The organism is Photobacterium lipolyticum, from assembly GCF_003026475.1.
GTDB classification, from domain to species: domain Bacteria; phylum Pseudomonadota; class Gammaproteobacteria; order Enterobacterales; family Vibrionaceae; genus Photobacterium; species Photobacterium lipolyticum.
This window is the reverse complement of record NZ_PYMC01000001.1, coordinates 37,058-48,552: the sequence shown is the minus strand read 5'-3', so window position 1 is coordinate 48,552 and position 11,495 is coordinate 37,058. Positions and strand designations below refer to the sequence as shown.

General features: G+C 46.6%; 9 protein-coding genes. 7 read left to right on the top strand and 2 right to left on the bottom strand.

Features of this window, described 5'->3' with window-relative positions; genetic code table 11:
- Positions 1–3 precede the first annotated feature (3 nt).
- The 6 genes from C9I89_RS00215 to C9I89_RS00190 all read left to right on the top strand — a co-directional run bounded on the left by C9I89_RS00215 (position 4) and on the right by C9I89_RS00190 (position 5,999).
- Positions 4–585: a chemotaxis protein CheB gene (locus C9I89_RS00215; protein WP_107281347.1), complete on the top strand. Its 582-nt coding sequence runs from the start codon at positions 4–6 to the stop codon at positions 583–585.
- 2 nt (positions 586–587) lie between these two features.
- Positions 588–1,622 carry a GGDEF domain-containing response regulator gene (locus C9I89_RS00210; protein ID WP_107281346.1) on the top strand — a complete coding sequence of 345 codons (1,035 nt, stop codon included), beginning with the start codon at positions 588–590 and terminating at the stop codon, positions 1,620–1,622.
- A gap of 413 nt (positions 1,623–2,035) precedes the next feature.
- Positions 2,036–3,073 (top strand): class 1 fructose-bisphosphatase, encoded by a 1,038-nt coding sequence (gene fbp, locus C9I89_RS00205; RefSeq protein ID WP_107281345.1) that lies wholly within the window; start codon positions 2,036–2,038, stop codon positions 3,071–3,073.
- A 347-nt stretch (positions 3,074–3,420) separates the two neighbouring features.
- Positions 3,421–3,900, top strand: coding sequence for a transcriptional regulator SlyA (slyA, locus tag C9I89_RS00200; protein WP_107281344.1), 480 nt, complete (start codon positions 3,421–3,423; stop codon positions 3,898–3,900).
- The gene (locus C9I89_RS00195; protein ID WP_107281343.1) at positions 3,901–4,959 is read left to right on the top strand and encodes an HlyD family secretion protein; all 1,059 of its coding nucleotides are present in this window, start codon (positions 3,901–3,903) and stop codon (positions 4,957–4,959) included.
- 11 nt (positions 4,960–4,970) lie between these two features.
- Complete coding sequence (locus tag C9I89_RS00190; protein WP_107281342.1) at positions 4,971–5,999, top strand: DUF2955 domain-containing protein; 1,029 nt, start codon at positions 4,971–4,973, stop codon at positions 5,997–5,999.
- A 63-nt stretch (positions 6,000–6,062) separates the two neighbouring features.
- Here C9I89_RS00190 and katG read toward each other — a convergent pair whose 3' ends face one another.
- Positions 6,063–8,273, bottom strand: a complete 2,211-nt coding sequence (gene katG, locus C9I89_RS00185) for a catalase/peroxidase HPI (RefSeq protein WP_107281341.1) — start codon at positions 8,271–8,273, stop codon at positions 6,063–6,065.
- Positions 8,274–8,741: 468 nt separating this feature from the next.
- Positions 8,742–9,830, bottom strand: coding sequence for a GNAT family N-acetyltransferase/peptidase C39 family protein (locus tag C9I89_RS00180; RefSeq protein ID WP_107281340.1), 1,089 nt, complete (start codon positions 9,828–9,830; stop codon positions 8,742–8,744).
- A gap of 80 nt (positions 9,831–9,910) precedes the next feature.
- Between C9I89_RS00180 and C9I89_RS00175 the strand changes: the two genes are divergently transcribed.
- Positions 9,911–11,362, top strand: coding sequence for a RimK family protein (locus C9I89_RS00175; protein WP_107281339.1), 1,452 nt, complete (start codon positions 9,911–9,913; stop codon positions 11,360–11,362).
- Positions 11,363–11,495: the final 133 nt, after the last annotated feature.

The following is an 11,495-nucleotide window of genomic DNA, read 5'->3' as shown; positions in this document are numbered from 1 at the left end:
GGGATGAGCAAGAGCAGACAATACCGGGCGGTAGTTATTGGTGTTTCAGCGGGTGGATTAGCCGCGCTGGAAAAAATATTGCCTGTTCTTAAGCCGACATTTTCACTGCCTGTACTGGTTGTTCAGCATATCAGCCCCACCTCTGAAAATTACCTTCCCATCCATTTCAGCAATCATTGCATGTTGGAAGTGAAAGAGGCGGAGGATAAAGAGCATATCGAAGGAAGTGTGGTCTATTTTGCCCCGCCAAATTATCATTTGATGGTAGAGTGTGACAGGGCTATCGCGCTATCAACAGACGAGCGGGTGAATTTTTCTCGCCCATCCATTGATGTGCTGTTTGAAACGGCTGCAGAAGCTTACCAGGATGAGCTGATCGGGATCGTTTTGACCGGCGCCAACTCTGATGGCGCTGCCGGGCTGATCAAAATTAAGCAGCTTGGAGGGCTGGTCGTTGTGCAGTCCCCAGAAACCGCTGAGGCGCAGGCCATGCCCAAAGCGGCCATTGAAGCAGTAGAGGTTGACCATATTTTGCCTTTGAATGAAATAGGTCATTTTTTAAATATACTTTGCGAAACAGAATAATTATGGGTATTCCCAAGATATTGATTGTGGATGACAGACCAGAAAACCTGTTAGCGCTTGAAGGATTGCTTGAGCAGTTCAATATTGATCTTATCAAAGCTAACTCGGGCGAGGAGGCGTTGGCACATACTCTGGATCATGAATTTGCATTGATCCTTCTCGATGTTCAGATGCCGGGAATGGATGGCTATGAAGTTGCCGAATTGATGAGGGGAAATAAAAAAAACAGACATATCCCGATTATTTTTGTAACTGCGGCCTCTAAAGCGTCCGCACATGTCTTCAAAGGTTATGAGTCGGGCGCTGTCGATTATCTGTTTAAACCCCTGATTCCCATGGTGTTTCAAAGTAAAGTCGGGGTATTTATCGAATTATTTCAGCAAAAAGAAGCTTTGCGAGAAAAAACACAGGAATTTAATCGCAAACTTATTGAGCTCGAAGAACTGCAACAGCAGCTGGAGGAAACGAATGAACAGCTACTGATGTTGTCTACCACCGATGGTCTGACCGGCCTGTTAAATCGACGGCGTTTTGATGAGATATTTAACGCGGAATGGAAGCGGGGAATAAGGGCCCAAAGACCTCTCTCTTTGATCATGTTAGATATCGATCATTTTAAAGCATACAACGATACCTATGGCCACCAGGTTGGTGATGACTGTCTCAGAGAAGTTGCACGCACGCTTTCGAGCATTCCACTGCGCGAATTAGATAGGTTTGCTCGTATTGGTGGCGAAGAGTTTGCCATTATACTCCCCGAAACAGACAGTAAGGGGGCGATGCAGGTCGCAAAACGTATCATAGAAAGCATTGAGATATTGAGTAAACCTCATAGCTCTTCACCTTCTAGTAATCATCTTACTGTCAGTGTGGGAGTGGCCACCGTTATTCCTAATTCGGAGATCTCTTCTCGCAAGCTGATGGAGGTTGCGGATGACGCGTTATACGAAGCTAAACATAATGGTCGAAACGGCTGTTGTAGTTTAGCGTTAAGTGAAAAAGTAAGTGCTTTAACCGCAGCTCCTGCTTTCTCATGACAGCTGTCGGAGGGGGAGGAGGCATATTAGTCTTTCAGCTCCTTTTCAGCTTTCAGACGGGTGAATATGGTACAGGCCTGTGCAGTAGAGCGTACCATTAATAGCCAGCCTCATTACTTCTGTTTATTTCTTATTTTCGTACTGGCGACAAATTATCTTGTGTGAAATTTCATGCGAGCTATTCATTCCCGAGTGCTGATTTCAAAATTTGTTAATATTATAGCCATGTAAGCTTATAAAAAATCACATTGTTCGCGTGTGTAAACAGTTATATTACGCACTATGTATATATCAAAAATTCATATTTGGCTAATATGTTGCAGACCTCTTTTTTAAAAATTCTTAATACTCAATTGAGGTTAATAGAATATTTTTAGCGATATAGCTGCACAACAGGATTACAAGGATAGGAAATGTCCGATATAAAAACACTTGGCGAGTTCATTATTGAGAAGCAGAGTGACTTTCCCCACGCAAGTGGCGAGCTTTCGTCGCTACTCGGGTCGATCAAACTCGCAGCACAGATTGTAAACCGTGAACTTAATAAAGCAGGGTTGGTTGATATTATAGGCGCGTCCGGCGAAGAGAATGTTCAGGGAGAAGAGCAGCAAAAACTCGATCTTTATGCCAACGAAAAGTTCAAGACAGCCCTGGAGGCCCGCGATCAAGTGTGTGGTGTGGCCAGTGAAGAAGATGACGAAGCCGTGGTCTTTAGTAAAGAGCTGAACCGTAACGCTAAATACGTCGTTTTAATGGATCCATTGGATGGTTCTTCGAATATCGACGTAAACGTTTCCGTTGGCACCATCTTTTCCATTTATCGCCGAGTAACACCGGTTGGTACGCCAGCAACAGAAGAAGACTTCCTTCAGGCTGGTAAACATCAGGTTGCTGCGGGTTATGTCATTTATGGTTCATCGACCATGCTGGTTTACACAACAGGGAACGGTGTTCATAGCTTTACTTATGATCCATCACTGGGCGTGTTCTGCCTTTCACATGAAGATATGCGGATCCCTGAAGATGGCAAGATCTACTCAATCAACGAAGGCAATTATATTCGTTTCCCACTGGGTGTGAAAAAGTACATTAAATACTGCCAGGAATATGTGCCGGAAGAAAACCGCCCTTATGTCTCTCGTTATATTGGTTCTCTGGTGTCCGATTTTCACCGCAACCTGCTTAAAGGTGGTATTTACCTCTATCCAGCCACCGCGACTCATCCGAACGGTAAGCTGCGCTTGCTCTATGAGTGCAACCCGATGGCCTTCATTATGGAACAAGCCGGAGGCGTGGCGTCCGATGGAATAAACAGGATTCTGGATATGGAGCCGACAGAGCTTCATCAGCGGGTCCCTTTCTTTGCAGGATCACCGGTGATGGTCAATCATGTTGAGAAATTTATCGCAGATTTTTCTGATGAAGAAGAGATAGAGGCATATCAAGGTTAATCACGACGATCACGTCTAATCCATTGAAGATGGGGATGCTCGTGTGCCATCCTAAATAAATAAGCCCTGGCAGAAATGCCGGGGTTTTTTATTGTTCTGCTTTTATGGTGAAAGCACAAAAGAGCATGAGCATAGGGCGTAAAACTCGCCATGGGCGAAGGCGAGCCGGGGATGCAAGCTCAAATTATTAGCCGCCGATGATAATTCATATCGTTCAGAAGCCTAGACTTGGATTCACCAGTAATCCATTTGCTTACGATAATTGAGACATTGGTCACTAAATATTTACTTAGCGTGCTAACTAAGCTATATTGCTTAGCACGCTAAGTAATTAAGGGGGTAGGCAGATGGTTGATGATATGAAGATGTTGAGGACGTTGTCACTTGCAGAGCAACTGGGACGCGTTGCCCGTTTATGGCGCACGGTGGCCGATCGGGAGCTGTTTCCGCTTGAATTAACCAACTCGCGTTGGACCGCATTATGGAAGTTGCAGCGCCTGAACGACAATGTCAGCCAGAAAGCGCTCGCCAATGCACTTGAAATCGAATTGGCGTCACTTATGCGAACCCTTAATCAGTTAGAAGAGCAAGGCCTGATTGTTCGCCGTTGCTGCGAGAAAGATAAACGGGTGCGCATAGTTAGCCTTACCGATAAGGGCAGGTCAGTCATCACACAAATTGAAGACCATATTGTGCATATCCGCCAGGACTTATTAGCCGATATCCATGATGAAGAACTCACTGTGGTTAAAAGGGTTCTCGAGCGAATCGCTCACAATGCATTCAGCAAATTAAATGAAACAGAAGCAGGAAAAAAAGAGGATTAGATGACAGCAGAAAAAAAGTTTAATCGCTGGATCAAGCTTTCTATGATGGCTTTTCTGATGATTTTTGCATATTTCCTCCTTGCCGACCTGGAAATGCCGCTCACGCCGCAAGCGATGGCGGCCAGAGGTGTAACTAAGGTTGCCCCCAGGGTCAATGGCCATATCGTTGCGCTCAATGTTGAGAACAACCAGGGGGTTCGTAAAGGCGATGTGCTGTTTTATATCGACCCTGTCCCATATCAGCTTGCGGTGGAAAAAGCGAAGCTGAGCCTGGAGCAGACCAATAAAGCTAACGAGCAGCTGGATGCCTCATTAACTGCCGTCGAAGCCGATGTAAAAGCAAACAGTATTATTGCGCAGCAAAAACAACGTAATGCCCAGCGTATCGAGGCCTTGTTTAACCGCAAAGGGGTATCGCAGCAACAAAAAGATGATGCCCAAAGCTCCGCAACCGCAGCACAAGCTAAATTGCTGGCCGCTAAAGCACGATTGAAAGAGCTGCAAGTAAGCCGAGGTGATCTCAATGAGCATAACTTGAACCTTAGAGTTGCCAGAAACCAGCTTAAACAAGCGGAATTAAACTTATCTTATACCCAGGTTAAGGCGGAGCAAGATGGTATCGTCACCAACCTCCAGCTTGAAGTCGGCGCCTATGCTACATCGGGAAAGCCTTTGCTTGCTTTGGTTTCCACTAAGGTCGAAATCATTGCTGATTTTCGCGAAAAAAGCTCACGTTCGGCTTCAGCCGGTAGTCGTGCCTTGGTGGCATTTGACGGTGAGCCCGGTCAATTATATCCGGCTTATGTTACTAGCATAGATGCAGGGGTCAGTGCCGGTCAGTTTGATGCAAACGGCAGTCTTGCAACGCCGACGGAATCGAATCGATGGGTACGGGATGCACAACGTATGCGTATGCGTCTGGCATTAGATGCAGCCTATCCGAATACTTTACCGTCAGGTGCGCGAGCAACCGTTCAGGTGCTGCCAGAAAACCGGATTTTCGCATGGCTTGCCACAGTGCAAATCCGTTTTCTGAGTCTTTTGCATTACATTTATTAAGGTGAAGTGAGATGAATTTGTGGCATCACCCTTTAACTGAAAATGACCTGCGGCAATGCCTGAGGATCGCAACGGGCGCAGCTTTGAGCTTTACGATATGTAAGTTTTTTAACCTCAATTATGGTGTTTTCTTTACCGTTACTCCCATATTGCTATTGGGAATGGTGCCAGTAATGAATGCCCATGTTGCCCGGCAGTGTCTGGCTTCATCCGTTTTGTGCGGTGTGGAAGTTGGTATTTTGGGTGGTTTTTTTGCCAGTCATCCGGCCTTGATGACCATCATTGTCTTTTTCTTGTTTGTTTATAAGTTCGCCTGCATGTCGAAAGGCAGCCTGTTCTTATTTGGTGCAAATAGCGCAGTGAACCTGAGTATCATGCTGCATTTTGCCAGCTATCCCACTACCGACCTCAATGAACTTATTTGCAGCAATATCGGGGGGAGTGCATTGTCCGTGGCTATTGCGTTTTTAATGACCGCACTGATCCCTGATGCCGAGGCAAGGGCCGGACATTCTGCGCAGCCCAAGCAGTCACACCGAATGCGCCATGAAGCACTGATGGGGGCATCCATTGCAACCTTATCGTTTCTTGTGTTTCAGGTTTTCGATCTCAGTGACTCCCTGTCAGCCCAGGCAACAACCGTTTTGCTCTTATTTCCTATGCATTGGAACGGTGTTCTGTCTTATGCAAGAAAACGTGCCATGGGTACAGTACTGGGAGTAACGCTTGGTTTGGCCGGTCAGTTGTTTTTATACAATTGGTCAGGGCAACTGTTATTAGTTATTCCCTTATTTTGGATAGGCTTGATGCTGTTTAGCTATGCCCATGCCAAAGAGGGCGGCGGCTCGGGCGTGGCGTTCGGTGCACTGACTACTCTTGGAATACTCTTCGGGCAGAACCTTGCACCGGGAAATGATTTGATCTTCAGCGCACTTTATCGCGTTAGCAGTGTACTGCTTGCCGCCGCTGCAACATTATTTATTTGTTACCTGGTTCACCGTCTGCTCAATAGTTTTGAAGTTACGCGCTTTGGTCATTAATTGTAAGTCTTGATAATAAATAAACGGGCGCTATGTGTGCAGGCGCCCGTTCGAAATCCGCAACTACTTCAGGTCGAAGCGGTCAGCGTTCATCACTTTTGTCCAGGCTTTTACAAAATCGTTGACGAACTTCTCTTTCGCATCGTCACTACCATACACTTCGGCAAGGGCGCGCAACTGCGAGTTAGAGCCAAAGATCAGGTCAACGCGTGTGGCTGTCCACATCAGGGTACCGGTCTTACGATCTCGACCTTCGAACTTCTGTGCGTCATCTGACGTAGGTTTCCATTCCGTGCCCATATCAAGGATATTCACGAAGACGTCGTTGGTAAGTGTTCCGGGTTTGTCCGTCAAGACGCCGTATTGCGACTGACCGAAGTTCGTATTCAGCGCCCGCATACCGCCTATGAGTACCGTCATCTCTGGAGCTGTCAGTGTCAGTAGTTGCGCACGGTCAATCAACATCGCTTCAGGAGATACAGTGAACGCTTTCTTCATATAATTACGGAAACCGTCAGCGGCGGGTTCGAGTACATTGAAAGATTGAGCGTCGGTTTGCTCGTCAGTTGCATCGGTCCTGCCCGGAGAAAAAGGTACGTCGATGTTAAATCCGGCGTCTTTTGCCGCTTGCTCAATCGCGGCAGAACCACCAAGCACAATCAGGTCCGCAAGAGAAATCGCTTTATTGCCTGACTGAGAGGAATTGAAGTCTTTCTGGATACCTTCAAAAGTACTCAGCACTTTTTGCAACTGATCAGGCTGGTTAACCTCCCAGTCTTTTTGAGGTGCTAGGCGGATACGTGCTCCATTGGCACCTCCGCGGCAATCCGAACCGCGGAACGTTGAGGCAGAAGACCAAGCCGTATAGACCAGTTCGGAAACACTCAGACCCGAACGCATGATAATTTTTTTCAATTCTGCTACGTCGTTGGTATCCACGAGGTCATGATCAACCGACGGTATCGGGTCTTGCCAAATTAAGTCCTCAGCCGGTACATCTGGGCCAAGATAACGGGATTTAGGTCCCATGTCGCGGTGAGTCAGTTTGAACCATGCTCGCGCAAATGCACCTGCGAACTCTTCAGGATTGTTGTGGAAGTGTTCAGAGATTTTGCGATATTCCGGGTCTTCGCGCATTGACATGTCAGCGGTGGTCATCATGATCCCGACCCGCCTGGAGGCGTCTTCCGGATCTGGCGCGTGATTGTTTTCAGCAAGGTTCTTAGGCGCCCATTGGTAGGCACCGGCCGGACTTTTCGTTAGCTCCCAATCGTAGCCTAACAGCATGTCAAAATAACTGTTGTCCCATTTGGTTGGGCTTGGCGTCCATGGGCCTTCGAGACCACTGGTAATCGCGTCACGGCCCTTACCACTACCGTAGCTGCTGTTCCACCCCAGGCCCATCTCTTCCAGCGGAGTCGCTTCTGGCTCAGGACCAACATGAGCAGCATCACCGGCACCGTGGCATTTACCAAAGGTGTGTCCTCCGGCAGTCAGTGCAACCGTCTCATAGTCGTTCATTGCCATTCGCGCAAAGGTTTCACGAACGTCTTTACCTGACGCAACAGGATCTGGGTTGCCGTCTGGGCCTTCCGGGTTGACGTAAATCAGCCCCATTTGTACTGCAGCAAGAGGGGCATCAAGATCACGTTCACCACTGTAACGTTTGTTACCCAACCATTCATCTTCTGCACCCCAGTAGATATCTTCTTCTGGTTCCCAAATGTCTTCACGCCCGCCACCAAAGCCAAAGGTTTTGAAACCCATGGATTCGAGAGCCACGTTACCAGAAAGAATAAATAAGTCAGCCCAAGAGAGTTTGTTGCCATATTTTTGCTTGACTGGCCACAACAGACGACGTGCTTTGTCGAGGTTAGTGTTATCTGGCCAGCTGTTTAGTGGTGCAAAACGCTGGTTACCGGTAGAAGCACCGCCACGGCCATCACCGGTACGATAGGTACCCGCAGCGTGCCATGCCATGCGAATCATTAAAGGGCCATAATGACCGTAGTCTGCTGGCCACCAGTCTTTAGAATCGGTCATGACATATTCAATGTCTTTTTTAACGTCTTTAAGAGCGAGTTTTTTAAATTCTTTTTTATAGTTGAAGTTTTCACCCATAGGGTTCGATTTGCTGTCGTTTTGGTGAAGAATTTTTAGGTTCAGTTGGTTAGGCCACCAATCCATGTTTTTTGTGCCGCCCCCTCCCGTGAAAGTGTTACCACCGTGCATTACAGGGCATTGACCCGAAGCGGTACTTTTGTCTTTGCTCATCTAAAACTCCTTTTTACGTTGGTTTTATGTCGTGCGTACTACATATATCCGCCTGTCTCTACCCTGAAAATATAGACGAGTATTGCACCGTGATAGACGGTTTTATCAAGGACATTAATTGTTTGTTTTAATCTAAATCTAAGGAGTATTAAAACCTTAGTGGGAAAATTATGTTTTTCAGAGAAACTGCCCAATATCTTAGGATTAAATGACCTGGTTTAATCCGATCACAATATCCCTATATGTTGAACACGGACTCACTTCAGAACAGCGCATGAGCAGGATTCTGGAAGTAGGGTTAATGGTAGTAAATCAGAAGCATATGACTGATGGTGGGATGGCCGGACACAAGGGGGCAAAACCTGTTGCTTTCCAAGATAGAAAGCCAGGTTTTTTTATTTTGTATCTTATTCGTAATGTATGGTCGAATGGCCAGAAAAAAGTAAAGCGTTTTTTTTCGGGAAGTTTTTATCTTCGGCGAATCATTACACAAGCGGTATGTTTCTGTTTACCGAATCCGAGAATTTGCGACAAGCTGAGCTTACTCACCGGAATATACGCTGACGATGCCGCATCAGCTGGTGTATCAGCGTGGGGGTCGTGGAAAAAAAAGAACCTGTCACTCATCCCGCTAAGCACAATCCAGTGCGGCTCTTTGCTTCCATTGAATCGATAAGTGCTAATCAGCAGCAATACACATGCCCCCTGGCGAATCCACTCCTCAAGCATCGCTGTACTCGGCGGTGCATCAATCATCGGAACTTGCTCAACGTCAATCTGTTGGCAAAAATCTTGATGAACAAGCTCTATAACCTCTTTTTTGTTCTTGTCCCGTACACTATCGATAAACGGTGTAGACTGCGATTGAGTCCATAACTCAACATGATAACCCCGACGTTTCGCTGCCAGTGCCAAGCCATGGCCGCTACAGCCACCATGTCCTGCTGCCATATAAATAGTTGTCGCCTCGCGCCACAATTGTAGCTCTAACGTGCGAGATAGTTCCTGCTGTGGAGAGAGCGTCGCAAAACTCATCAATAAGCACGCCGAACCACAGGTAAATGGCGTGGTTTGAATATACAGCGGCATAGGAAGTAAGGTTTTTGGCTCCGTCGGGGTTAAACGCTTTTGCATCCGAATACCATCGGCCAAATCATCGTAGTAATGAATCAGTACTTTCAACTTCTTATAACCGAGGCGCTGATACAATTTTTTTGCCGGGATATTGTCATCACGCACTTCTAGTCGTAATGTAGTAGAGCCTTGATTAAGGGCCGACTCTTCACAAAGCTCAAGCAAACTTTGTGCGATTTTTTGCCCTCTGAAATCAGGTTTAACGGCAATCGAATATAATCGTGATAGCAGTGTCCCTTGATGGAATAACAGTAAGGCATATCCTACCAGCTCAGCGTCAGAAACGGCGACAAACACCATGCAATGAGGTGACTGAAGAAAACGCTTCATTTGACGGGGCGATATTTTATCGCCGTCAAATAGCTGTTGTTCTAGCGAGTTAAGAGCACTGAGATCGGCCAATTCCGCTAAGCGAAATTCCATACAAAATCCTTACACGATTGACGGTTGCAACGAGATTAAATAGTAGAAAGTCTTCTAATGCTATAGTTGGGAAAAAATAAATGGCAAACATTCTGATTGTTACCGACCAAACCAGTGACTGGCGGCAATATTTTCCAAGTAAACAAATAATTACAGTCGACGCTTATCTGCAACCAGACTGGAAAGAAACACATCGCAATCTGCAAGTTGTCAACTTGTGTCGTGACTATGGCTACATGAGCAACGGCTATTACTGTTCATTGATGGCCGAAGCGCGGGGCCACCGTGTGATTCCGCGCGTTGTGGCTATCAACGACATCAACCAGCCGTTTTTCATCTCACTGCACCACTCAGAGCTGGATAAAAATTTTGCTCATCAAGATGAGATCCACAGTAAGATCTATTTTGGTCGAACGTCTACTCCGGGGCTGGACAAAGTAGCAAGACGCCTCTTTGAACAGTTTATGGTACCTGTGCTGGAAGTGGTGCTAAAAAAACGCGCAAAGCAGTGGCAGTTGATTTCGGTTCAGCCTTTTCCATTCCAAGATCTAACGGATCCAGAGCAAGATTTCTTCGCCGAATCTCTTGAGCTGTTTTCGAACAAAGTTTGGCGAATGCCTAAGCCAGAGAAAAAATATCGTTACGACATTGCGATGTTGGTCGATCCGGATGAAAAAATGCCCCCATCCGATCCCGCCGCGCTGAAGTTGTTTCGTCGAGCGGCCAATCGATTGGGTATGAATTTGCAAACCATTACTCAAGATGACTTATCCCGCTTGGGTGAGTTCGATGGTCTATTCATTCGCGCCACGACCAACATTAGTAACTTCACCTATCGATTTGCTAAAGCAGCAGAAAAGCTTGGGCTGGTGGTAATGGATGACTCGGAATCTATTATGAAGTGTACCAATAAGGTATTTTTGACCGAGCTGCTACAACGCAACAACGTACCCGCACCCAAGAGCGTGATTTTGCGTAGCTTCGACTCCAATTGGAAGCAAGCTTTGCTTGAAGATCTTGAACTGCCTTTGGTGCTCAAAATTCCTGATGGTGCATTTTCTCGCGGCGTGGTCAAAGTGAGTGACGAAGCCAGCTTAGAGCGTGAGGCGTCTGCGCTCTTTGAAAAAAGTTCGCTGATTTTGGCCCAGGCCTATATGCCGACTGACTTTGATTGGCGGATTGGGGTGATGAATCGCCAGGCGATTTATGGCTGTAAATATCTCATGAGCCGAGGTCACTGGCAGATTTATCAGCATCACAGCAGCGGCCGTGTTTCCTCGGGGGGCTTTGAAACCTTAGATCTCAAGCAAGTTCCAAAAAATGTTGTGGATGTCGCGCTGAAAGCGGCTAACTTGATTGGCTCCGGTATCTACGGCGTCGATTTAAAAGAGATCGATGGCAAGGTCTATGTGATTGAAGTGAACGATAATCCAAGCATCGATCATCATGTTGAAGACGCCTTCTTAGGCGATCTGCTCTATGATCGAGTCATGACCGAGTTCTTACGCCGCATTCAAATGAGAGGGTTGTAACGGATTTAATCAGATGGCCCGACTTGTTATTGCATTGATAAATTGCGATAACAAGGCGGGCCATACATTTTGTACCTGGCATGCAATACATCATAAAACCTTTAAAGAGCACCGCCAGATTCAGTTAATGATA

What these genes read in the sequence shown, in the direction of transcription:
- C9I89_RS00190 (WP_107281342.1), top strand. Translation starts at nt 4,971, where the DNA reads ATGAATTTGTGGCATCACCCTTTAACTGAAAATGACCTGCGGCAATGC.
- C9I89_RS00195 (WP_107281343.1), top strand. Translation starts at nt 3,901, where the DNA reads ATGACAGCAGAAAAAAAGTTTAATCGCTGGATCAAGCTTTCTATGATG.
- C9I89_RS00210 (WP_107281346.1), top strand. Translation starts at nt 588, where the DNA reads ATGGGTATTCCCAAGATATTGATTGTGGATGACAGACCAGAAAACCTG.
- C9I89_RS00180 (WP_107281340.1), bottom strand. Translation starts at nt 9,830, where the DNA reads ATGGAATTTCGCTTAGCGGAATTGGCCGATCTCAGTGCTCTTAACTCG.
- fbp (WP_107281345.1), top strand. Translation starts at nt 2,036, where the DNA reads ATGTCCGATATAAAAACACTTGGCGAGTTCATTATTGAGAAGCAGAGT.
- C9I89_RS00215 (WP_107281347.1), top strand. Translation starts at nt 4, where the DNA reads ATGAGCAAGAGCAGACAATACCGGGCGGTAGTTATTGGTGTTTCAGCG.
- katG (WP_107281341.1), bottom strand. Translation starts at nt 8,273, where the DNA reads ATGAGCAAAGACAAAAGTACCGCTTCGGGTCAATGCCCTGTAATGCAC.
- slyA (WP_107281344.1), top strand. Translation starts at nt 3,421, where the DNA reads ATGGTTGATGATATGAAGATGTTGAGGACGTTGTCACTTGCAGAGCAA.
- C9I89_RS00175 (WP_107281339.1), top strand. Translation starts at nt 9,911, where the DNA reads ATGGCAAACATTCTGATTGTTACCGACCAAACCAGTGACTGGCGGCAA.